23 protein-coding genes are annotated in these 21,631 nt (G+C 34.5%); 14 read left to right on the forward strand and 9 right to left on the reverse strand.

Features of this window, described 5'->3' with window-relative positions; translation table 11 throughout:
• Positions 1-86: 86 nt before the first annotated feature.
• From AC3Y25_RS14205 to AC3Y25_RS14225, 5 genes are all read left to right on the forward strand, one after another.
• Positions 87-680, forward strand: coding sequence for a hypothetical protein (locus AC3Y25_RS14205; RefSeq protein WP_489903181.1), 594 nt, complete (start codon positions 87-89; stop codon positions 678-680).
• Between the two features lie 151 nt (positions 681-831).
• Positions 832-2,700: a peptidase U32 family protein gene (locus tag AC3Y25_RS14210; protein WP_489903182.1), complete on the forward strand. Its 1,869-nt coding sequence runs from the start codon at positions 832-834 to the stop codon at positions 2,698-2,700.
• Positions 2,701-2,930: 230 nt separating this feature from the next.
• Positions 2,931-4,091, forward strand: coding sequence for a formate-dependent phosphoribosylglycinamide formyltransferase (gene purT / locus AC3Y25_RS14215; RefSeq protein WP_489903183.1), 1,161 nt, complete (start codon positions 2,931-2,933; stop codon positions 4,089-4,091).
• A gap of 3 nt (positions 4,092-4,094) precedes the next feature.
• Positions 4,095-4,415 (forward strand): DUF6370 family protein, encoded by a 321-nt coding sequence (locus AC3Y25_RS14220; protein ID WP_379796245.1) that lies wholly within the window; start codon positions 4,095-4,097, stop codon positions 4,413-4,415.
• A complete protein-coding gene (locus tag AC3Y25_RS14225; RefSeq protein WP_489903184.1) occupies positions 4,415-4,990 on the forward strand; it encodes a Crp/Fnr family transcriptional regulator in 576 nt (191 codons plus the stop codon). Before AC3Y25_RS14220 ends, AC3Y25_RS14225 begins: the two co-directional genes overlap by 1 nt.
• A gap of 106 nt (positions 4,991-5,096) precedes the next feature.
• Here AC3Y25_RS14225 and aceA read toward each other — a convergent pair whose 3' ends face one another.
• A complete protein-coding gene (gene aceA, locus AC3Y25_RS14230; RefSeq protein WP_489903185.1) occupies positions 5,097-6,377 on the reverse strand; it encodes an isocitrate lyase in 1,281 nt (426 codons plus the stop codon).
• A 165-nt stretch (positions 6,378-6,542) separates the two neighbouring features.
• A complete protein-coding gene (gene aceB / locus AC3Y25_RS14235) occupies positions 6,543-8,144 on the reverse strand; it encodes a malate synthase A (protein WP_489903186.1) in 1,602 nt (533 codons plus the stop codon).
• 210 nt (positions 8,145-8,354) lie between these two features.
• On the opposite strand from aceB, the gene AC3Y25_RS14240 reads away from it, so the two are divergent.
• The 5 genes from AC3Y25_RS14240 to AC3Y25_RS14260 all read left to right on the forward strand — a co-directional run bounded on the left by AC3Y25_RS14240 (position 8,355) and on the right by AC3Y25_RS14260 (position 12,793).
• Positions 8,355-9,836, forward strand: a complete 1,482-nt coding sequence (locus tag AC3Y25_RS14240; RefSeq protein WP_489903187.1) for a helix-turn-helix domain-containing protein — start codon at positions 8,355-8,357, stop codon at positions 9,834-9,836.
• Between the two features lie 6 nt (positions 9,837-9,842).
• The gene (locus AC3Y25_RS14245; RefSeq protein WP_427872238.1) at positions 9,843-10,202 is read left to right on the forward strand and encodes a hypothetical protein; all 360 of its coding nucleotides are present in this window, start codon (positions 9,843-9,845) and stop codon (positions 10,200-10,202) included.
• A gap of 648 nt (positions 10,203-10,850) precedes the next feature.
• On the forward strand, positions 10,851-11,567 hold the full coding sequence (locus tag AC3Y25_RS14250; protein ID WP_427872237.1) for a pirin family protein: 717 nt from the start codon (positions 10,851-10,853) through the stop codon (positions 11,565-11,567).
• Positions 11,568-11,732: 165 nt separating this feature from the next.
• Positions 11,733-11,963: a (4Fe-4S)-binding protein gene (locus AC3Y25_RS14255; protein ID WP_427872236.1), complete on the forward strand. Its 231-nt coding sequence runs from the start codon at positions 11,733-11,735 to the stop codon at positions 11,961-11,963.
• Between the two features lie 296 nt (positions 11,964-12,259).
• Complete coding sequence (locus AC3Y25_RS14260) at positions 12,260-12,793, forward strand: YceI family protein (RefSeq protein ID WP_427872235.1); 534 nt, start codon at positions 12,260-12,262, stop codon at positions 12,791-12,793.
• A gap of 155 nt (positions 12,794-12,948) precedes the next feature.
• Here AC3Y25_RS14260 and AC3Y25_RS14265 read toward each other — a convergent pair whose 3' ends face one another.
• Positions 12,949-13,809: a helix-turn-helix domain-containing protein gene (locus tag AC3Y25_RS14265; protein WP_427872234.1), complete on the reverse strand. Its 861-nt coding sequence runs from the start codon at positions 13,807-13,809 to the stop codon at positions 12,949-12,951.
• Positions 13,810-13,989: 180 nt separating this feature from the next.
• Between AC3Y25_RS14265 and AC3Y25_RS14270 the strand changes: the two genes are divergently transcribed.
• A complete protein-coding gene (locus AC3Y25_RS14270) occupies positions 13,990-14,352 on the forward strand; it encodes a DUF983 domain-containing protein (protein WP_427872233.1) in 363 nt (120 codons plus the stop codon).
• 70 nt (positions 14,353-14,422) lie between these two features.
• Positions 14,423-15,295, forward strand: coding sequence for an ACP S-malonyltransferase (fabD, locus tag AC3Y25_RS14275; RefSeq protein ID WP_489903188.1), 873 nt, complete (start codon positions 14,423-14,425; stop codon positions 15,293-15,295).
• 80 nt (positions 15,296-15,375) lie between these two features.
• On the opposite strand, the gene AC3Y25_RS14280 is transcribed toward fabD, so the two are convergent.
• From AC3Y25_RS14280 to AC3Y25_RS14300, 5 genes are all read right to left on the reverse strand, one after another.
• On the reverse strand, positions 15,376-15,693 hold the full coding sequence (locus AC3Y25_RS14280) for a hypothetical protein (RefSeq protein ID WP_427872232.1): 318 nt from the start codon (positions 15,691-15,693) through the stop codon (positions 15,376-15,378).
• Positions 15,681-15,875 (reverse strand): hypothetical protein, encoded by a 195-nt coding sequence (locus tag AC3Y25_RS14285; protein WP_427872231.1) that lies wholly within the window; start codon positions 15,873-15,875, stop codon positions 15,681-15,683. Before AC3Y25_RS14285 ends, AC3Y25_RS14280 begins: the two co-directional genes overlap by 13 nt.
• A 51-nt stretch (positions 15,876-15,926) precedes the next feature.
• Positions 15,927-16,832 carry a DMT family transporter gene (locus AC3Y25_RS14290; RefSeq protein ID WP_250834064.1) on the reverse strand — a complete coding sequence of 302 codons (906 nt, stop codon included), beginning with the start codon at positions 16,830-16,832 and terminating at the stop codon, positions 15,927-15,929.
• Between the two features lie 77 nt (positions 16,833-16,909).
• The gene (gene galE / locus AC3Y25_RS14295) at positions 16,910-17,926 is read right to left on the reverse strand and encodes a UDP-glucose 4-epimerase GalE (protein WP_427872229.1); all 1,017 of its coding nucleotides are present in this window, start codon (positions 17,924-17,926) and stop codon (positions 16,910-16,912) included.
• Between the two features lie 45 nt (positions 17,927-17,971).
• Positions 17,972-19,102: a DegT/DnrJ/EryC1/StrS family aminotransferase gene (locus tag AC3Y25_RS14300; protein ID WP_489903189.1), complete on the reverse strand. Its 1,131-nt coding sequence runs from the start codon at positions 19,100-19,102 to the stop codon at positions 17,972-17,974.
• 137 nt (positions 19,103-19,239) lie between these two features.
• Between AC3Y25_RS14300 and AC3Y25_RS14305 the strand changes: the two genes are divergently transcribed.
• Positions 19,240-20,469: a 3-deoxy-D-manno-octulosonic acid transferase gene (locus AC3Y25_RS14305; RefSeq protein WP_489903190.1), complete on the forward strand. Its 1,230-nt coding sequence runs from the start codon at positions 19,240-19,242 to the stop codon at positions 20,467-20,469.
• Between the two features lie 317 nt (positions 20,470-20,786).
• Entirely contained in the window at positions 20,787-21,002 is a 216-nt protein-coding gene (locus tag AC3Y25_RS14310; RefSeq protein WP_008467260.1) for a PG1828 family lipoprotein, read from the forward strand.
• A 121-nt stretch (positions 21,003-21,123) separates the two neighbouring features.
• Here the strand turns inward: AC3Y25_RS14310 and AC3Y25_RS14315 are convergent, their stop codons facing one another.
• Positions 21,124-21,510, reverse strand: a complete 387-nt coding sequence (locus tag AC3Y25_RS14315) for a DUF1508 domain-containing protein (RefSeq protein WP_489903191.1) — start codon at positions 21,508-21,510, stop codon at positions 21,124-21,126.
• Positions 21,511-21,631: the final 121 nt, after the last annotated feature.

Here is a 21,631-nt window from a genome sequence, read left to right on the forward strand (position 1 = left end):
GGGCGGTTTTTTTTATTTGTTTAATTAAGATAACAATTCTTACATTTGTGGCGCTAAAAAAATCTTAACTAATCAAATAAAACCTAATGAAGTTTATAATCCGCTTTCTATTTACATTTGTTCTCTTTATCAGCCTATTTTCTAATCATTTAAGAGCACAAGCAACAGGTAACTTCATTAAAGCATCAATAGGTTACGGATCAAGTTCTTCTTATTATATCGAAGATTATGGAAGCCAGGATGAAGTAGATGTTATGGGAGGAGGCCTTTATCTTCAAGGCGAATATATTATAGGACTAAAATCATGGTTTAGTATAAGACCTTACGCTGGTGCCATTTTTGAATCTGTTGATGAAGATCAAAATCTGCAAAATCAACCTCAATATAAAGTAACAACTAATGCTTTTTTGATGGGAGGAAAAGTTCGTCTTTGTGCACCAATTCCATGGGTCGCTCCATTTATTGAAGGTGGTATCGGAACGTCGATTGGCAAATTAGAGACCTTTACACCAAACGTTAATTTTAATAAAAGCGATGTTTTACTACATATTCCATTTAGTATTGGATTGGCTGTCGGCAGACATAATAATTTCGAAATCGGAATTTCTGGGTATTTTCATCCAGCTGCAAAACAGTCTACCGCCGTATTCGCACTTGGGTATAATTTCCCGCTCGATTAATTATCTTTCTTAATCAAAAATTAAAATTAAATCATTCCATATTAAGTTAACAATTTCAAAAAAATCGCTTCATCGCTAGCAAACTCGAATAATTTATTAGACCTTTGCACACTTTTTTTCGGGAATACCACAAAAGTCTAAAGTTTTAGAAATGAAGAAGAAAATCGAAATATTAGCTCCTGCTAGAGATTTAATTGGAGGAATCGCTGCCATAAACAGTGGCGCTGATGCTGTATATATTGGCGCGCCACAATTTGGAGCGCGCTCTAATGCCAACAACTCAATCGAAGATGTGGCAGAACTAGTTAAATACGCGCACTTATTTAACGCACAGGTTTTTGTGGTTATGAATACCATTTTATACGACAATGAATTAGAAACTTGTCGTGCCATGATCTGGGAACTGTACGATATTGGTGTCGATGCCCTGATTATTCAAGATATGGCGATTATGGAAATGGACTTGCCTCCTATCGTACTTCACGCCAGTACACAAGCCAATAATCGTGACGCAGATAAAATTAAATTCCTAAAAGATGCCGGAATCAAACGTGTTGTTTTAGCACGTGAATTAAACTTGCATCAAATTAAAACAATATACGACCACGCTGATGTTGAACTAGAATTTTTCGTAACCGGAGCTTTGTGTGTTTCTTTTAGCGGAAACTGTTATATGAGTGTGGCCAACGGAGAACGAAGCGCCAATCGTGGTTCATGCGCGCAAAACTGCCGTTTACCTTATAACCTAATCGACGGAAATGGAGATACTTTAATCAGAAACAGTCACTTGCTTTCAATTAAAGATTTAGATGTTTCAGATCAGATTCCAAATTTAATTGAAGCTGGAATCGTTTCTTTCAAAATCGAAGGAAGATTAAAAGATGTAGCTTATGTTAAAAACAACGTATCTTATCTTCGTCAAAAACTAGACAGCTTTTTAGAAGGAAGTGATAAATACATCAAAGCTTCTTCAGGAAAATGCACGTATACTTTTGATTCTACTTTAAGCAGAACCTTCAATCGTGGTTACACCGATTATTTCGTCAACGAAAGACACAGTTCTATTGGTTCTTGGGAAAGTCCAAAATCAAAAGGACAGTATATCGGTAAATTAATTAGAACAGTTGGAAACGCTTACGAAATCGAAAACGGCGAATTATTGAACAACGGTGACGGACTTTGCTTTATCAACGAAAATAATGACGCTGACGGAATCTACGTAAACAAAGCCGAAAACGGAAAAGTATATCCAAACGTTTTAAAAGAAATTAAAGACGGAACTTTCATTTATAGAAATAACGACGCTGCTTTCATCAAAATTGTTGAAAGAGAAGACAGTGCAATTCGTAAAATTGGAACAACTTTATTGCTTACAGAAAACGAAAACGGTTTTGAATTAATTGCAACCGACGAAGATGGAAACATAAGTATAGTAAAATTAGAGCACCCGAAAGAACAAACGAAAACAGGCGAATCAATCGAAGAAAACATAAAAGTTCAATTAGCCAAAACAGGTTTTACGCCTTACAACGCTGATGAAATCAATGTAATGTTCACTGAAAACTGGTTCCTTCCTATTTCAAAAATCAACGAAATGAGAAGAAATGTTTTCGATCAATTATCAGAAATTCGTCTAGCAAATTACGTTCGCGAAGAACATCAATTGGTAAAAACGTCACATCCGTATCCAGAAACCAAACTAGATTTTATGTACAACGTTTCGAACAAAACGGCTCGTAAATTCTACGAACGCCACGGTGTTACTGAAATCGAAAAAGCATTCGAATTACAATGGGATCCAGGAAAATCTCGTGTAATGACAACCAAATATTGCATCAAGTACGAGTTAAAAAAATGCCCAATTCACCAAAAAGATATAGTGGGTGTTAAAGTAAAAGAACCTTTGGTTTTAAAACAAGGTGAGTTGGAATACAAACTAAAATTCAACTGCAAACCTTGTGAAATGGAAATCTGGGAAAAAGATGCTGAATTTGAGATTGAAGAAGATCATTTTCATTAAGATTATTTTTTTTATACCGCAAAGAGCGCAAAGAATTACGCAAAGGTTCGCAAAGATATTTTAAAATCTTTGCGAACCTTTTCTTTTACTTAAAAACTTGACCTTGCGTTCTTCGCGTAATTCTTTGCGCTCTTTGCGGTTAAATTAATTTGCAAAATCAGCGCGAGAACTTTGCGGTTAAAAAAAGCTTTTTCCCTACTTTTACTACTCAAACAATACAACACTCCAAAATGAAAATATTACTCCTAGGTTCAGGCGAATTAGGCAAAGAATTTGTCATTGCCGCACAACGAATCGGACAAACCATAATTGCAGTTGATAGTTACGAAAATGCTCCAGCCATGCAGGTTGCTCACAGCTTTGAAGTCATCAACATGCTCGACGGAGAAGCGCTTGACCGAATCGTAGCCAAACACCAACCCGATTTTATAGTTCCAGAAATAGAAGCTATTCGTACCGAGCGTTTTTACGATTACGAAAAACAAGGAATCACCGTTGTTCCTTCAGCGAAAGCGGCAAACTTTACCATGAATCGTAAAGCTATTCGCGATTTAGCAGCAAAAGAATTGGGATTACGAACAGCAAAATATCAATACGCAACATCTGCAGAAGAACTGCAAAAAGCCGTTCAGGAAGTTGGAATTCCTTGCGTGGTAAAACCATTAATGTCTTCGTCTGGGAAAGGACAATCAACAATCAAAACAGAGAGCGATATCGAAAAAGCATGGCAATGTGCTGTTGCAGGTTCTCGTGGTGATGTTATCGAAGTTATTGTAGAAGCTTTTGTAGATTTCCATTCAGAAATTACACTTTTAACGATTACTCAAAATAACAACCCAACTTTGTTTTGCGCTCCAATTGGTCACAGACAAGAAAGAGGTGATTATCAAGAAAGCTGGCAACCGGCTTTGGTATCAGAAAAGGATTTATATGAAGCTCAGGATATGGCCGAAAAAATTACGGAAGCGCTTGGCGGTGCCGGACTTTTTGGTGTTGAGTTTTTCCTAACCAATGAAGGCGTTTATTTCTCTGAGCTTTCTCCCCGCCCGCATGATACCGGAATGGTAACTTTAGCAGGAACGCAGAACTTCAACGAATTTGAACTGCACTTAAGAGCTATTTTAAGCCTTCCAATTTTTGAAATTACTTTAGAAAAAGCTGGAGCAAGTGCTGTAATTTTAGCATCAGAAGATTCAGCCAATCCAACTTTCAGCGGAATCGAAAAAGTAGCCGCTTTACCCAAAACCGATTTCAGGATTTTTGGAAAACCGACGTCAAGACCTTACCGAAGAATGGGTGTGGTTTTAAGCCACGATACACTTTCAACTCCAATTAACGAAGTAATAGAGCGTGCCAAAGAAACGGCAAAATTAATAACTGTAAACTCTTAGAAAATGAAAAATATACTTTTAGCGACTTTCCTTTTTATTGGAATCGCAGTACAGGCGCAAGACAAAAAGAAATTTGACAAACCAACAATCGTTGAAGCTTCTTGCGGAGAATGTCAGTTCGGAATGAAAGGTAAAAGCTGTGATTTAGCCGTTCGCATTGACGGAAAAAGCTATTTCGTGGACGGAACTACAATTCACGATCACGGTGATGCACACTCAGAAAAAGGTTTCTGTAATGCGATTAGTAAAGCTTTAGTTACGGGAGAAATTAAAGGAGATAGATTTAAAGCAACTTCATTTACTTTAATAGACGATAAAAAATAATGGCATTAATTCTCGAAAACATTGCCAAACACGTTTCTCTGACACAAGAAGAACAGGCGCTTTTTTTATCTAAACTAGAAACCAATACTTACAAAGCCAAAACGCTTTTATTAAACGCCGGCGAAGTCTGCAAACATTCGTATTTTGTAAACTCTGGAATTTTAAGAAGTTTCAATATCAACGACAATATTGTTGAACATGTTTTATCATTTGCCTGCGAAGGCTGGTGGATGAGCGATATGTACAGCTTTTTTTCACAGAAACCAGGTCAACTTTTTATTGAAGTTTTGGAAGAAGCAGAAGTGGTTTCTTTATCCAAAGAAAATCAGGAACAATTGTACCTTGAGATTCCGAAACTGGAACGTTTTTTCAGAATTTTAATTGAGAATTCATTAGTTGCGAATCAACAGCGATTAATGGACAATTTGAGTTTACCTGCGGAAGAACGTTTCGAAAAATTCACAAAAAAATACGGAACATTGGTTCACAAAGTTCCTCAAAAACAAATCGCTTCTTTCATTGGTGTAACACCGGAATTTTTCAGTAAAATGAAAGCTCGCCTTTTGAAAAAGTAAAATTAAACCATTAAGATATTAAGATTCATTAAGCTAGACTTAATCTTCCTTATTTTTAAGGATATAAAGCTTAACTTTCTTAATATCTTAATGGTAAAAAAAAGAATTAAAATTGCTCAACCTCTGTAGAGTGTTCCATTGCGGTTATTGCTGATTTTCCTAACATTACTGTGTTCTGAACGGCATCGAAATACGAAGTTCCCACAAAAGCCTGATGTTTTACCGCTCTGAATCCGTTTTTCTGTAAAGCGAATTCGCGTTCCTGCAATTCTGAATATCCTGCCATTCCTCGCTCTTTGTACGCTTTAGACAATTCGAACATACTTGTATTCAAAGCATGGAATCCTGCTAAAGTGATGAACTGGAAGCTATATCCCATTGCAGCCAAATCTTCTCTGAATGTTTCCATTTCAGCAACTGATAATTTTGCTGCCCAATTGAAAGACGGAGAACAATTGTAAGCCAGCATTTTATCTGGAAATTCTTTTTTCATTGCTTTTGCAAATTTTCTAGCATAATCTAAATCTGGATTACTGGTTTCCATCCAAATTAAATCGGCATAAGGTGCGTAACTCAAACCTCTTGCAATTCCTTGATCGATTCCGTTATTTACATAAAAGAAACCTTCAGGCGTTTTCTCGCCCGTTAAAAACTTTCTGTCTCTTGGATCTGCGTCGCTCGTTAATAAATTAGCTGCATCAGCATCTGTTCTTGCCACAATTAAAGTTGAAACACCCATAACATCTGAAGCCAGTCGTGCTGCAATTAGTTTATTTATCGCTTCCTGAGTTGGCACCAAAACCTTTCCACCCAAGTGTCCGCACTTTTTAGCAGAACTCAGCTGATCTTCAAAATGAACTCCAGAAGCTCCAGCTTCAATCATAGATTTCATCAATTCGAAAGCATTTAAGTTTCCTCCAAAACCTGCTTCAGCATCAGCCACAATCGGAACTAAATAATCTTTTTTATCTTCAATATTATTTACAATCTGAATCTGATCGGTGCGCAACAATGCATTGTTGATTTTTTTAACCACCATCGGAACGCTGTTTACTGGGTAAAGTGATTGGTCAGGATACATTTCTCCCGCCAGATTTGCATCAGCAGCAACCTGCCATCCGCTTAAATAAATCGCTTCTAAACCCGCATCGACTTCCTGAATTGCCTGATTTCCAGTCAACGCTCCCAAACCCGCAACATAATCCTGACTTTTTAACTTTCTCCATAATTTTTCTGCACCCATTTTGGCAATAGAATGCTCAATTTTATAAGACCCTTGAAGCGTTACTACTTCGCTTGCGGTGTAAGGACGCTCAACACCTTTCCATCTCGGGTTTGTAATCCAATCGTTAATCAATTCCTGAATTCTGTCTTCTGTTGTTTTCATAATATAGTTTAGTTAAAGTGGTTCGTAAGTTTAGTATTCAGTCGCAGTTTTTAGTTTTCAGTTTAACTGGACTAACTTTTCTCATTTTATCTGCCTGATCTGCAAAATCTGCGGAAAAAAAATTATTCGCTCGCAGATCTGGCAGATTGAGCAGATTTTAAAAGTTTATAAGTATTTGTAACACGGAATCGTCAAGAAATCAACGAAATCAGGGTTTACAACTAATCTTTCCAATACTTTTTCAGCCAATGGAAATTGTTGTTTTTCATGATTTTCTTCGCCTAATTCCTCTTTGATTTTTCTGAATTCATCTAAAGCCAATTCATGATAATAAGCCAAATCTAATTTTCGTCCATTATCCAAAAGCACTTTATTCTGAAGCCATTGCCACAATTGCGATCTTGAAATTTCGGCCGTTGCTGCGTCTTCCATCAAATTATGCAAAGCGGCAGCGCCTTGTCCGTTCAGCCAGGAAGCCAAATACAAAACTCCAACATTGATATTTTTTCGAACACCATTTTCAGTGATGATTCCAATTGGTGGTTCAATCAAATCGGCTTCTGTAATTTTTCGATGTTCTCTTTTTATATGAATCTGATTTGGAGTTGGCATTCCTTTATCAAAAATCTCTTTTGCAACCGCAACCAAATCTGGATGCGCTACCCAAGTTCCGTCATGACCATTTCGAACTTCACGCTCTTTGTCGGTTTTTACTTTTGCGAAAGCAACTGCATTGGCTTCTTCATTGTTTCGAATCGGAATCTGTGCTGCCATTCCGCCAATCGCATGAATTCCTCTTTTATGACATCTCTGAATTACCAAATTCGAATAGGCATTCATAAAAGGCGAAGTCATATTTACCTGATCGCGATCTGGAACAATGAATTTTGGATTTTTTCTAAACTTCTTGATGTATGAGAAAATGTAATCCCAACGTCCGCAATTCAAGCCAACAATATGTTCTTTCAATTCGTGAATAATTTCATCCAGCTGAAAACTTGCTGTTATGGTTTCAATTAAAACCGTCACTTTTATAGTTCCTCTTTTCAGTTTCAAATAATCCTCGGTAAAATCAATTACATTATTCCACCAGCGTGCTTCCAGATAATGTTCTAATTTCGGAATGTAGAAATAGGGTCCAGAATTATTTTCCAAAAGTCGTTTATGATTATGAAAAACATACAGTCCGAAATCTATCAAAGAACCCGAAACTTCTTTTCCTTCAATTAAAACATGCTTTTCTGGCAAATGCAAACCTCTTGGGCGAACAATCAGCGTTGCTATTTTTTCATTCAAATGATACGATTTCTGTTTAACCAAATCTGTAAACGTAATTGTTTTTTTTACTGCATCAATTAAATTCACTTGCCCATCCATAAGGTTTTGCCAAGTTGGCGAAGTACTGTCTTCAAAATCAGCCATAAACGTTTTGGCGCCAGAATTCAAAGCATTGATAATCATTTTGCGGTCAACTGGACCAGTAATTTCCACTCTTCGATCCAGTAAATCTTTAGGAATTTCTCCAGCTGTCCAATTGCTTTCTCTGATGCTTTTTGTTTCAGGAGTAAAAACGGGCATGATTCCCTGATCAAAAGTGACTTGTTTCTGTTCTCTCTGTAAAAGCAATAATTTTCTTTGCGATTCGAATTTTCTGTGCAATTCGATAATAAACGCAGTCGCTTCTTCTGTCCAGATTTTTGGATAAGCAAGCTTTTTGTCGGCTAGGAATTCTATAGCCATTTCAGTAATCTCTAATTGGTTTTTCATAGCTGCAGATTTTAATTTTTAATTTGACTAAACAGATTATCTATTCAATCCTTTTCATCGCATCAAAACAACTCAATCATAACTAATTCATAATTAACAAGTTTCAACGATACAATGTTATAAAAAAGTTTTTTACAAAACAAGCGAACGTTCGCTAAATTTTAAAAATATTTTTTTGGCGATTATTTTTAGATTACTTACATTTGGATTATGGATATCGAAAAAGACTATATAAAGCTGATTTTTGGGCTAAAAATGAAACAAGTTCGAACGCAAAAAAACTTGTCTCTTTTTGGCTTAGCCAAACTGACCAATCTTTCAAAATCGTATTTAAATGAGATTGAAAAGGGAAAAAAATATCCAAAAACAGATAAAATTCTGCTTCTCTGCGAACATCTGGACGTAACTTACGACCAAATGGTGTCTTTAAAACTCGATAACAATCTCGCACCAATTGGCGAAATCTTGAAATCTGGAATTTTAAAAGAGATTCCGCTAGAGCTTTTCGGAATTCAGGAAGCCGATTTAATTGATATAATTGCGAATGCTCCCGCCAAAGTCAATGCATTTATTAGTACGATTATCGAAATTGCTCAGCATTATAATCTAAGCCGTGAAAGTTTCTTTTTAGCCGCTTTGCGTTCATATCAGGAAGCTCACAGCAATTATTTTGAAGATTTAGAAGAAAAAGTAATTGCTTTTTCAAAGTCTTTTCAGATTAATCTGGATTCTAAAATCAGCGTTGAAGAATTGGAAGCTATTTTAAAAGAAGAGTACGAATATAATATCAAAGAAATCGTTTTTACAGATCAGGAAGCTTTGGGCGATTTGCGCTCTATTTATGTTCCGACAAGCAAAACTTTATTGCTTTCTACCGAACTTGACGCTCCACAAAAAGCTTTTATTTTAGCTAAAGAAATCGCTTATAATTATCTAAAAATATCCGATCGATTACTGACTTTCAGCTGGATTAAGTTTGAAAATTTCGATCAGGTTTTGCATAACTTTTATGCTTCTTATTTTGCCGGTGCTTTATTATTGCCGAGAAAATTAGTTGTCGATAAAATCAATTCTTTTTTAGAAAATGAAAATCCAAAACCCGAAGAATTTGTTCAATTAATTGAAAGTTTTGAAGTTTCGCCCGAATCTTTTTACCAAAGATTGACCAATTTATTGCCGAAAGATTTTCAGTTGAAAAATTTATTCTTTTTAAGATTATCACATAAAATCGATTCTGATTTTTACCAGATCAATAAAGAGTTGCATATTACACATCAGCAAGAACCACATGCGAATGAAACCAACGAACATTATTGCAGAAGATGGGTTTCGGTAAAAACAATTGACGAAGCGATCAAACAAAACAAATCTCATTTTTTTGATGCCCAAATATCGAGTTATGCCAATAGCGGAAACGAATATTTAGTATTTTCATCGGCAACAAAAGATCCTTTTTTGCATGATACCATTCGAAGTATTTCTGTTGGAATTTTGATCAATCCAACCATGAAAAAGAAATTCAAATTCATCGACGGAAAACCTTTGGTGAAACGAATTGTTGGTGTAACTTGTGAGACTTGCGCTGTCAAAGATTGCTTAGAAAGAGCCGCCCCACCAATTGTTTTAGAAAGAAAAAAACGCCACGAGAATACAGATGCTGTTGTACAGCAATTTATGAATCAATATAGTTAGAATGCCATGAAATATTTTGCTTTACTCATCACGCTGTTTTTCATTAACTTCAACCAGAAAACAGATAAACTTACTGGCCGATACAATTATTTGATTGAAAACGATAATGATTATATCCTAAAAGATAAAATTACTTTTAAGGACAGCATTTTTGCCTTTGATAACAAATATTTGCCGAAAGGAAAAGTTTCTTATGGCAATGTAATACTATTGGATAATTTCATTAATACCGATTTGATTATCAGTATTCCAAAAGACCAAATCGAAAAAGATACAATTCCTTTTTTTATGCATGATAAGAAAAGCCCTTCTGCGAATTATCTTGATGAAGTGGTAGGGAAAGGCAAATTGGTTAGGATTAAGTAGTTTTTAATAATCTCGCAAAGACGCTAAGTCGCAAAGATTATTTTTCTTTGAGTGCAATTGTCTAACGCAATCTTGTCATCCTTAGGAACGAAGGATCACAGTCGGAAGTCGACAAAGATTGGCGATTATGCAGGCGCAATTTCTAGTGTGATCCTTCGTCCCTCAGGATCACAAACTGTATGGTTAATTTGAAGATAAAAAACCTTTAAAATTTCCAATCTTTGTAGAGTTACTTGCGAAGATTTCTCCTTCGTCGAAATGACAAACTTTATGGTGACTTTGAGGTAAAAACATGTTAATTTCCAATCTTTGTCAACTTCCGAGTGTATCCTTCGTTCCTCAGGATGACAAACTTTGTGGTTACACTTTGTGTTCAATCGTAAATAAAACTTCTTCTGAAAACTAAAAACTTCTAAAATAGCCCCGATAGAAGTGGAAATCCTTTTGTGTCTCGTTCCTTTAACGAGACACAAAAGATTGAAACGGATAGCGGGACTAAACGTCTTTTGAAAACGATACTTCTGCTCCCGAAAAAAACTTAGCATCTCAGCATCTTAAAACCTCAGAATCTTTCTTAATCTACATTAAGTGCTTTTCGTCTACATCGACTGTATCTTTGTACTATCAAAATCAATAAAAGACAAAATCATGGAAAATATAGTATTGCACAAAGCAGACACAAGAGGAAATGCAAATCACGGATGGTTGAACGCTTATCATAGCTTTAGTTTTGCGAGCTGGTACAATCCCGATAGAATTCAGTTTGGAGCGCTTCGTGTTTTGAACGATGATACGATTGCTGCGGGAATGGGATTTGGAACTCACCCTCACGATAATATGGAAATTATTACGATTCCGTTGGAAGGTGATTTGGCTCACAAAGATAGCATGGGAAATACGGAAGTGATCAAAAACGGTGATATTCAGGTAATGAGTGCAGGAACTGGAATTCAGCACAGTGAGTTTAACCCGAATGAAGATCAGCAGACTAAATTGTTGCAGATTTGGTTGTTTCCAAACAAAAGAAATGTTACGCCACGTTACCAACAAATTACTTTGGATGTTGCCGATAGACACAATAAATTGTCTCAGGTTTTATCTCCAAATGCAGATGATGAAGGGGTTTGGATTCACCAAGACGCATGGTTCAATATGGGTAATTTCGATTCTGGAGTTACGGCCGAATATAAAATCAAAAAAGAAGGAAACGGAGTTTATGCTTTCGTTTTAAAAGGAAATGTAACCATCAACGGTCAGGAATTAAACTCTCGTGATGCAGTTGGAATTTCAGGAACTGATGTTTTAAATATTAAAGCCAATACAGATGCTGAATTTTTATTAATGGACATTCCGATGAATTATTAATTCAAACAAAAACAATTAATACCTGTACTTTGAAACGATAATAAATCTGGAAATCAGATTATTATCGTTTCTTTTTTTGCTCCATTTCAAAAAAGAAAGACTAACTTTATGAATAAGAAATTGGTCTGACTTTAAAATTAAATTCATCCTTAAAATTTTAAAACCATGAATCCAAATAACCTAACTAAAGAATATACAAACGGAGAAGTTACGATTGTATGGCAATCTGGAAAATGCATTCATTCTGCCAATTGTGTCAAAAACAATCCAGATGTTTTTCTCCCAAAAGAAAAACCGTGGATTACTCCAGAACAATCTACAACTGAGAAAATAATTTCTACTGTTAATAAATGTCCTTCGGGAGCGCTGACATTTTATATGAATAGCAAAAACTAAGCTTAAGCATTAGTTTTTTTCGCCACAGATTAAAAGGATTAAATTGATTTTTTTCGCCACGTCTCGAGCGATAGCGAACAGGCGTAGCAATTGCTCGAAATAAATTGAATTGAAATTTGTGGAAATTTGTGGAAATTCGTGGCAATATTTCTTTTAATCCTTTTAATCTGTGTAATCTGTGGCAAAAACAATCACATTTTTCATTTCTTAATCTAGGTTAAGTGCTTCAGGACAACTGTCACCGTAACTTTGTCCTATCAAAATGAAACAAATTAATTATTTAAAAAAATAAAATTATGGCAACTACAAAATGGTCAATTGACCCAACTCACTCAGAAATTGGTTTTAAAGTTAAACACATGATGTTTACAAATGTTTCAGGAAAATTCGGAACTTATGATGCTTCTGCAATCACAGAAGGAGAAAGTTTTGATAATGCAGAGTTCAGTTTTTCTGCTGATATTGCTTCAGTAGACACTGCAAACGCGGATCGTGACGGACATTTAAGAAGCGGTGATTTCTTTGACGCTGAAAATCACCCGAAATTAACTTTCAAATCTTCTGCTTTCAAAAAAATCAATGATGGTGAATATGAATTAACTGGAGATTTAGACATTAAAGGTGTTTCTAAAACAGTAAAATTCCCAGTTGAATTTAGCGGAATCATGACTGATCCTTGGGGAAATACAAAAGTAGGTTTAAGCATAGAAGGAAAAATTAATCGTAAAGATTGGGGTTTAAACTGGAACTCAGCTCTTGAAACAGGTGGCGTTTTAGTAGGTGAAGAAGTAAAATTAAACATCGAATTACAATTTGTAAAACAAGCCTAATTAAGCATTCTCGGATTTAATTGGTTGGTTAAGAAATCCTGTACTTTTTAGTATGGGATTTTTGCTTTTAGGAACGGGGCTTCGACTTCGCTCAGCCTGACAATCGTATTCTTAAAGATATCATATGTCAGACTGAGCGAAGTCGAAACCCTTTTTTACTTTATATTTCTAAATTCAGTCGGCGACATTCCGGTTTGTTTTTTGAAGAATCTGGAGAAATACGAATAATCTTCGTAACCGACTTTGAATGCTACTTCATTTACAGCTAATTGTTTGTCGATCAGCATTCTTTTTATTTCCAAAATCACTCGGTCTGTAATTACTTCTGTTGCTGTTTTTTGGAGAATTTCGTTACAGATTCTGTTTAAATGCTTCAACGTAATATTTAGTTTTTCTGCATAAAATGAAGGTAGTTTCTCTGTTCTGAAATATTCTTCTAAAAGCGATTCAAACGTATTGATTTTAATATTGTAAGAATGGGTTTGATGCGAATACGTTTCGCCATATTTTCTGGCGACTTCGATATGAATGCAATCCAATAAATTCAATAATTTGTCTAATTGGTATTTATTAGCTTGATTATTTTCTTGAATCAACAAATCGAAATAAGGTAGGATTTTCGGGATTTCCTTTTCTTCAAAAACCATCTCGGGGCGGTTTTGAATGGAATGGTAAAAATTGTAATCGTTGATTTTTTTCTGTCCGAAATACAGATTGTACAATTCCTGTGAAAAGATAATAACGAAACCTTCAATATCTTCCGATAAATTCCAATGGTGCATTTGTCCAGGTTGAAGCACAAAAAGACTTCCTCTTTTGATTTCGAATTGATCAAAATCGACTTCATGCAATCCCGACCCCTTTGTAAAAAAGACCATTAAATAGGAATCGTGGCGATGCGGTTCTTCTACAAAACTGTGACTTTTTAAATGCTCTTTAAAAGTATTTACATAAAAATCACGATGAATGTCGTTACAGCTAAAATTCTGAACACTATAAATGGGATATTTTTTCATAATAGGTATTATTTATTTTCTTGATTATAAAAATCCCCCGTTTTCCATTTTGTAATTTGGAATTTGCTTTTTGAAAATTTTAAATCAAAATGTCTTTATTGTGCTATAATAAGCGAAGATACTAAAAAGACTTTTATAATGCTCTGAATTACCTTTGTATAAACAAAAATCAACAATATCATGTCAAGCGCATTAACTCATATTTTAAAAAACGAATGTCCTGTTTGTCATAAAGGAAAAGTTTTTACAGACAAAAATATTTTTCTGAATTTCAGTTTTCCGAAAATGAATGAATACTGCAGTCATTGCAATTATAAATTCCAAAAAGAGCCTGGTTATTTCTTTGGCGCTATGTATGTAAACTACGGATTAACAGTTGCTCAAGGAATTGCAACCTATTGTATTGCACAGTATTTTTTCGAAACAAACTTCGATTTAAGAATCCTTCCTATTATTGCTATTGTGATTACTTTACTGACTCCTTTTAATCTTAGATTTTCAAGATTAGCATGGATTTATATGTTTAAGGGATATACGAGCTAAAAAAATAGTACTTTTGCCTTTCAATTGAAACTAATTTTCAATCAAAAAAAATAAAAAACAAATTAGACAAATGAAAGCATACGTATTTCCGGGTCAAGGTGCGCAATTCACAGGAATGGGTAAAGACCTTTATGAAAATTCGGCTTTAGCCAAAGAATTATTCGAAAAAGCAAATGAAATTCTAGGTTTCAGAATTACAGATATCATGTTTGAAGGCACTGCCGAAGAACTAAAAGAAACTAAAGTAACGCAACCAGCTGTATTTTTGCACTCTGTTATTTTAGCTAAAACTTTAGAAAATTTCAAACCGGAAATGGTTGCAGGACATTCATTAGGAGAATTTTCAGCTTTAGTTGCTAACGGAACTTTATCTTTTGAAGATGGTCTTAAATTAGTTTCTCAGCGTGCTTTGGCGATGCAAAAAGCTTGCGAAATCACCCCATCTACAATGGCTGCTGTTTTAGGTTTAGCGGATAATGTTGTGGAAGAAGTTTGTGCTTCTATCGACGGTATTGTGGTTGCTGCAAACTATAACTGCCCTGGACAATTAGTAATTTCTGGCGAAACTACTGCTGTTGAAAAAGCTTGCGAAGCAATGAAAGCTGCTGGAGCAAAACGTGCTTTGATTTTACCTGTTGGAGGAGCTTTTCACTCTCCAATGATGGAGCCAGCAAGAGAAGAATTGGCTGCCGCAATTGAAGCAACTACTTTCTCTGCTCCTATTTGCCCAGTGTATCAAAATGTAACTGCCAATGCGGTTTCTGATGCAAACGAAATTAAAAAGAACTTAATCATTCAATTGACTGCTCCTGTAAAATGGACTCAGTCAGTACAGCAAATGATCGCTGACGGCGCTACTTTATTCACTGAAGTTGGTCCTGGAAAAGTTTTAACTGGATTGATTAATAAAATTGATAAAGAAGCTGCTGTTGCTAATGCGTAATTTTTAAGTTGTCAGTAATCAGTTAAAACAATATTTATAAAAAATCCTCATGAACAGATTGTTTATGAGGATTTTTACTTTTATAACTCTTTTGCTTCTACACTGTAATTATTTAGAATTCCAGTAATAAGATAATTTTGATTTCGTTTTTCAAAAAAAATGTACCAAGTCGTTCTCGTATTAGATTTATAAAAGATATAATTTAATCCTAAATATTGAAGCGGTTTTGGAGTTTTCTTATGAGGAAAACTTGAAACACTCGAAATAATAAAACCAACAATTTTATCTATATAATTCTGAGCAGATTCAGAAAAACCAAAATACTCTTCCTTAAAAAGTGTATAAACTAAATTATCAAAATATTCCAGAACGTTATTTTCAAAAATTATTTTTTCCAAGGATAAGCTTTTATTCTTTTAGACATTTCAGCTTTAAACTCCTCTGGCGTCAATCCTTTTGCAAATTCCGCATCAAAATCGAAAGTTTCACGATCTATACCTTTAAATTTTGGTTTTTGAACTTCGTATTCTACTCTTGGTTCTTCAACCTTGTTCTTTTTATTTTCTTTATCCGAGCCCATTATTCCTACATTTTAATTCTTACAAATTTACAAAATAAAATGAATCAGATTTTACAAAACTTTCTTTTCCTTCTTCTTGTAATTTACAATAAAAACACCGAGAATAATTAAAGCTGTAGCAATAATAAAATCTATTGTAATCACTTCGTCTAAAAGCAGCCAGCCTAGAAAAACTGCAATTATCGTATTGATGTACGATAAAATAGAAACCTGCACTGCTGTAACATGTTTCAGAGCGTAATTATAGCTAAAAAAAGCAATTACAGATCCAAAAATCGACAAATACAATGCTGCTAAAATACTTTTAGAACTCCATAAGCTCACATCAATATTGGGCGAAAAAATAAATGCCAAAACAATCTGGATGCACGAAGCCATTGTAAACTGGTAAAATAAATTAAGAATTATATTTTTAGATTTATTCCCATGAAGTTTGGTATAAATTGTTCCTCCAGCCCAAGCCAATATCGCAAATCCCATGAACATCATTCCGGTTCTATAATCAGCATCTAAAAAGGATCCGAGGCCGTCTTTAAAAATAAAAACCACCCCTGAAAATCCAATAATTACACCTATAAATCCTCTTAAACTCATTTTTTGCAGTCCAAACATAATGCTGCCTAGAAAAATAAGTATCGGAGACAAGGCACTTATCACAGATGCTAATCCGCTAGGTACAGTCTGCTCGGCTATGGTTGTAAACCCATTTGCTATTACAATCATTAACACAGAAGGAACGAGCTGATGTTTTAAATTCTCCCATCCAATCCATTTTAACTCTTTCTTAAACAATAAAATTGTCATCATGATCAATCCCGCTAATCCCTGGCGAATTGAAGTTACAAACCAAGGCGGAATCGTTTCAACTGCAACGCGAATTCCTAAAAAGGTTGTTCCCCAGATAATTCCAACTGCTGCAAGAGCAAAAATTAATTTATAATCTAAATTTTGTTTCATAAAAATGCTTTAAAAAAAAGTCCCAAACTATATTACTATAATCTGGGACTTTAAAAAATTATAATTTTATTTAAAAATTACTTATTCCTTACTTTTTGTTCCCATTCCCAGGCGCTTGCCATCGCTTTATCAAGACTTAGTTCAGCCTTCCATCCTAAGACGTTATTTGCCTTATCTGTATTTGCGTAAGCTTCAGTAATATCACCTTCGCGGCGAGGCATCATCTTATAAGGCAGTTTTTTACCGCTGACTTTTTCAAAACTATGAATCACTTCAAGAACAGAACTTCCCTTTCCAGTTCCTAAATTGAAGGTTTCCACTTTTGCTAAATTCTTTTTATTTAACAAACGCTGTAAAGCAATTACGTGTGCTTTTGCTAAATCGACAACGTGAATATAATCGCGAACTGCAGTTCCGTCTGGAGTTGGGTAATCATTACCAAAAACAGATAATTCCTGGCGCATTCCTACACCTGTTTGTGTAATAAAAGGCACTAAATTTTGAGGAACCCCCAAAGGCAATTCTCCAATTTCTACTGATTCGTGAGCTCCAACCGGGTTAAAGTAACGCAATAAAATCGCGCTGATATTGGTAACTTTCGCGGTGTCTGTAATAATTTCTTCTCCAATCTGTTTTGTGTTTCCGTAAGGAGACATTGCCAACTGAACTGGAGCATCTTCTGTAATTGGCATTTTTTCGGCTTGACCGTAAACGGTACAAGACGAGCTAAAAATAAAACTTGCTTCAGGTTTTTGCTGTAATTCCTGTAAAAGATAAATTAAACTGCTAATGTTGTTTTCATAATACAATAAAGGCTGCTCAACACTTTCGCCCACTGCTTTTGAGGCCGCAAAATGAATTACCCCAGTAACATCATTATGTTTTTTAAAAAAATCCTGCACTGCAGTCTTTTCTCTTAAATCTAATTTTTCAAATAAAGGTGTTTTCCCTGTAATTGCTGTAATTCCATTTAAAACATCTTCTGAAGAATTGGAAAGGTTATCAATAATCACTACTTCGAAGCCTTCATTTTGCAATTCGACTACGGTGTGAGATCCAATAAATCCTAATCCTCCTGTTACTAATACTTTCATTTCGTGGTGGTTTGCGGTTATATTTTGGCTAATATTTAAATTGTTTTATTTTAAAAATTCGATTACGCTGTCTGTAATATATTTAATCTGTTCATCATCAAGTTCTGTATGCATTGGTAAAGCAATTACTTCTTGAACTAATTGATTTGTTACAGGAAATTGTTCTTCTTTATAACGAGGATCTAAATATGCTTTTTGAGAGTGAAGCGGAATTGGATAATAAATTGCACAAGGAATTCCTTTATCCAATAAATGTTGCATTAAAGCATTACGATCTGCATCAACGATTCTTAATACATATTGATGAAAAACGTGATCATTTTCGTTTGCATCAAAATCTGGAGTTATGATATGCGCATTTCCAGCGAAAGCTGCATTGTATTTAGTTGCTGCCAAACGACGTGCTTGATTGTATTCATCTAAAAGTGGTAATTTTGCATTTAAAACTCCAGCCTGAATACTATCTAAACGTGAATTTACACCTACAACATCGTGGTGGTAACGCTCATACATTCCGTGATTTACGATTCCGCGGATAATGTGAGCCAATTTATCATCATTTGTAAAAATCGCTCCTCCGTCACCATAACATCCTAAGTTTTTTGATGGGAAGAATGAAGTTGCTGCCACGTGACCAATTGTTCCTACTTTAACTTTTGAACCAGATTTAGAAACATAATCTGCACCAATTGCCTGAGCATTATCTTCGATTACATATAAATTGTATTGAGCTGCAATTTCCATAATCGCATCCATATTTGCAGCGCGTCCAAATAAATGAACAGGAACAATCGCTTTTGTTTTTGGCGTAATTGCTTTTTTTACCGCATCAATATCTATGTTCATATTATGCAAATCAACATCAACCAAAACTGGAGTTAATTGCAATAAAGCAATCACCTCAACAGTAGCAGCAAAAGTAAAATCGGCAGTGATAACTTCGTCTCCAGGCTGAAGACCAAGTCCCATCATTGCAATCTGCAACGCATCAGTACCATTTGCACAAGGAATAACGTGTTTCGCGCCTAAATAATCTTCAAGATTTTTTTGAAAATGATGAACTAAAGGTCCGTTGATATAAGTATTTGTATCTAAAACTTCTTGAATTGAAGCATCTACAGTAGATTTTATTTTTTCGTATTGACTCTTTAAGTCAACCATTTGTATTTTTTTCATTTTGAATCTATTTAAAAAAATTAAAGACACCGTTTTTAGGCAGAAATCTCTAAAAGGAGGAACAAAAATAGTTATTAATAGCTTCAAACCAATGAAAATAGTCGAAAGAAATGTAATTTAGCTGCAAAAAAAATTACATGCTTTTTTTATACAATCTAACCATTTACATCGCAGGATTTTTCTTAAAAATCATAGCGCTATTTAGTCCAAAAATTAAGCTTTTTATTGAAGGCCGAAAAAATGTATTTTCAGTATTAGAAGAAAAAATTAAAGCAGAGGACAAAACAATCTGGTTTCATTCTGCCTCACTTGGCGAATATGAACAAGGACTTCCTGTTATAGAAAAAATCAAAGAAAAATATCCCTCACATAAAATTATTATAACCTTTTTTTCACCATCTGGATACGAAGTGCGTAAAAATAACACAGTTGCCGATGTGACCATTTATTTACCGCTTGACACTAAAAGTAATGCAAAACGATTTTTAAAACTGGTTCATCCCGAATTTGCATTTTTTATTAAATACGAATTCTGGCTAAACTATTTAAAGGAATTAGAAAAAAGCAAGACTCCTACTTATTTAATTTCTGGAATTTTCAGAGACAATCAAATGTTCTTTAAGTGGTATGGCGGTTTTTACCGAAAAGCATTAAATGCATTCACCTATTTTTTTGTTCAGAATGAAAGCTCTAAACAAAAAATAGAATCACTTGGTTTTAAAAATGTAATTGTTTCTGGCGACACTCGTTTTGATCGCGTAAATGCTATTTTAGAAAGAGACAATCGTCTTGATTTTATTGAAAATTTCAAAAACAATCAACCGACAATTGTCGTTGGAAGCTCATGGCCAAAAGACGAGATTTTAATTGCCGAATACATCAATCAAGCCCCCGAAAATGTAAAATTCATAATTGCTCCACATAATATCAAACCAGATCAGATTTCAGATCTTTTGTCAAAAATCACGAAACCAACGGTTCTATTTTCAGAAAAAGAAAACAAAGATTTATCTAATTACAGCGTTTTTATAATAGACACTATTGGAATTTTGACTAAGATTTATAGTTACGGAACCATTGCATATGTAGGCGGCGGATTTGGAAACCCAGGAATACACAATATATTAGAGCCTGCTACTTTTGGAATTCCAATTGTAATTGGCCCTAATTATTCGAAGTTTGCAGAAGCAATTGATTTAGTGAAAATTGGTGGCTGCATGCCCATATCAACGAGCGCAGAACTTAAAGTGATTTTTGATCAATTATTGAATGATAAAAACTTTCTAGAAGAAAAAAGCGCAATCTGCAAATCGTTTATTCAAGACCATAAAGGAGCCACTGAAACGATCATAAAACTCATCTCATAGCCTTTTGACTTGATAAAGGTGTTAAAATTGAAGAAATAAGTCTAAACGATCCTGCTTAAATACTCTTAAAAAACAATACAAATCCTAAATCAAAGAAACTAAATAACTGATTTTCATAAAGATTATTCAACAAAAAATTATTTAGACGAGAAATTAGATAATTTAAGAAAAATTTATAATTTTGGCATATTATTTGATAAATAAGATAAACGTGAGTAAGGAAAATATTTTAAAAAAAAAGTGAAAAAATATTTTACATATTAAAAAATTTATATCTTTGCCACGAATTAATAATTAACCTTTTATAATAAAGTAAGATGAAAAAAGTATTTTTAAGTTTAGCTGTTGTTGCTGTTTTAACTGTTGTATCTTGTAAAAAAGCTGACGCTGCTGCTGAAGCTCCTGCTGTAGATTCTACTGCTGTTGCTGTTGATTCAGCTGCTGCTGTTGTTGATTCTGCTGCTGCAACTGTTGATTCTGCTGCTGCTAAAGTTGATTCTGCTGCTGCTAAAGTAGAAGAAGTAAAAAAATAATTAGAACCTAAGTTCTAACGATTTTAAAACCATCTTTATAGATGGTTTTTTTTTTGCGATTAACTTTTTTTTCGCAAATTCCACAAATAAAAAAAGCGTCCGCAATTGCGAACGCTTTTTTTTATTCAGCCGCCTCCTCCACTTCTTCATCTTCAGATTCTTCGTCACCAAAAATTGATTCACTCGAAGAAAAATCCAAAATCTCCGCCCTAGAAGAATAAGTCACAATTTCTTTCACCCCTTTCTGCAAAAGCAATTCCGTGCTGTATTTTCGACTTGTAGCAAAATGAACATCACCAAGCATCAATTTAAAAAAATACTTCCCACCAGAGCCTTTAAACTTCAAAAACTTCGCAAGCTCAATATTCGCTTTAAACCTTTCAATATCCTCTTCACACTCAAACCTCAATTCATAACTCAAACTCGTAAAAATTACTTTCCCTCTCCGAGAAGTAAACGTAAACTTATATTCATCATTAAACCGCTTGCTAATTACAAAAGCACCCATTTATAAATTTTAGATTTTAGATTGTTGATTTTTTTTTGAGATTCTGAGATTCTGAGATTCTGAGATTCTGAGATTCTGAGATTCTGAGATTCTGAGATTCTGAGATTCTGAGATTCTGAGA

Source organism: Flavobacterium sp. LK-23, from assembly GCF_058135255.1.

Excerpts from the sequence above, each read along its gene's own strand:
- AC3Y25_RS14240 (WP_489903187.1), top strand. The coding sequence starts at position 8,355 with ATGGATATCGAAAAAGACTATATAAAGCTGATTTTTGGGCTAAAAATG.
- AC3Y25_RS14260 (WP_427872235.1), top strand. The coding sequence starts at position 12,260 with ATGGCAACTACAAAATGGTCAATTGACCCAACTCACTCAGAAATTGGT.
- galE (WP_427872229.1), bottom strand. The coding sequence starts at position 17,926 with ATGAAAGTATTAGTAACAGGAGGATTAGGATTTATTGGATCTCACACC.
- AC3Y25_RS14270 (WP_427872233.1), top strand. The coding sequence starts at position 13,990 with ATGTCAAGCGCATTAACTCATATTTTAAAAAACGAATGTCCTGTTTGT.
- purT (WP_489903183.1), top strand. The coding sequence starts at position 2,931 with ATGAAAATATTACTCCTAGGTTCAGGCGAATTAGGCAAAGAATTTGTC.
- AC3Y25_RS14245 (WP_427872238.1), top strand. The coding sequence starts at position 9,843 with ATGAAATATTTTGCTTTACTCATCACGCTGTTTTTCATTAACTTCAAC.
- AC3Y25_RS14250 (WP_427872237.1), top strand. The coding sequence starts at position 10,851 with ATGGAAAATATAGTATTGCACAAAGCAGACACAAGAGGAAATGCAAAT.
- AC3Y25_RS14300 (WP_489903189.1), bottom strand. The coding sequence starts at position 19,102 with ATGAAAAAAATACAAATGGTTGACTTAAAGAGTCAATACGAAAAAATA.
- AC3Y25_RS14315 (WP_489903191.1), bottom strand. The coding sequence starts at position 21,510 with ATGGGTGCTTTTGTAATTAGCAAGCGGTTTAATGATGAATATAAGTTT.
- AC3Y25_RS14310 (WP_008467260.1), top strand. The coding sequence starts at position 20,787 with ATGAAAAAAGTATTTTTAAGTTTAGCTGTTGTTGCTGTTTTAACTGTT.
- AC3Y25_RS14255 (WP_427872236.1), top strand. The coding sequence starts at position 11,733 with ATGAATCCAAATAACCTAACTAAAGAATATACAAACGGAGAAGTTACG.
- AC3Y25_RS14305 (WP_489903190.1), top strand. The coding sequence starts at position 19,240 with ATGCTTTTTTTATACAATCTAACCATTTACATCGCAGGATTTTTCTTA.
- aceB (WP_489903186.1), bottom strand. The coding sequence starts at position 8,144 with ATGAAAAACCAATTAGAGATTACTGAAATGGCTATAGAATTCCTAGCC.
- aceA (WP_489903185.1), bottom strand. The coding sequence starts at position 6,377 with ATGAAAACAACAGAAGACAGAATTCAGGAATTGATTAACGATTGGATT.
- AC3Y25_RS14220 (WP_379796245.1), top strand. The coding sequence starts at position 4,095 with ATGAAAAATATACTTTTAGCGACTTTCCTTTTTATTGGAATCGCAGTA.
- AC3Y25_RS14265 (WP_427872234.1), bottom strand. The coding sequence starts at position 13,809 with ATGAAAAAATATCCCATTTATAGTGTTCAGAATTTTAGCTGTAACGAC.
- AC3Y25_RS14290 (WP_250834064.1), bottom strand. The coding sequence starts at position 16,832 with ATGAAACAAAATTTAGATTATAAATTAATTTTTGCTCTTGCAGCAGTT.
- AC3Y25_RS14210 (WP_489903182.1), top strand. The coding sequence starts at position 832 with ATGAAGAAGAAAATCGAAATATTAGCTCCTGCTAGAGATTTAATTGGA.
- AC3Y25_RS14205 (WP_489903181.1), top strand. The coding sequence starts at position 87 with ATGAAGTTTATAATCCGCTTTCTATTTACATTTGTTCTCTTTATCAGC.
- AC3Y25_RS14285 (WP_427872231.1), bottom strand. The coding sequence starts at position 15,875 with ATGGGCTCGGATAAAGAAAATAAAAAGAACAAGGTTGAAGAACCAAGA.
- AC3Y25_RS14225 (WP_489903184.1), top strand. The coding sequence starts at position 4,415 with ATGGCATTAATTCTCGAAAACATTGCCAAACACGTTTCTCTGACACAA.
- fabD (WP_489903188.1), top strand. The coding sequence starts at position 14,423 with ATGAAAGCATACGTATTTCCGGGTCAAGGTGCGCAATTCACAGGAATG.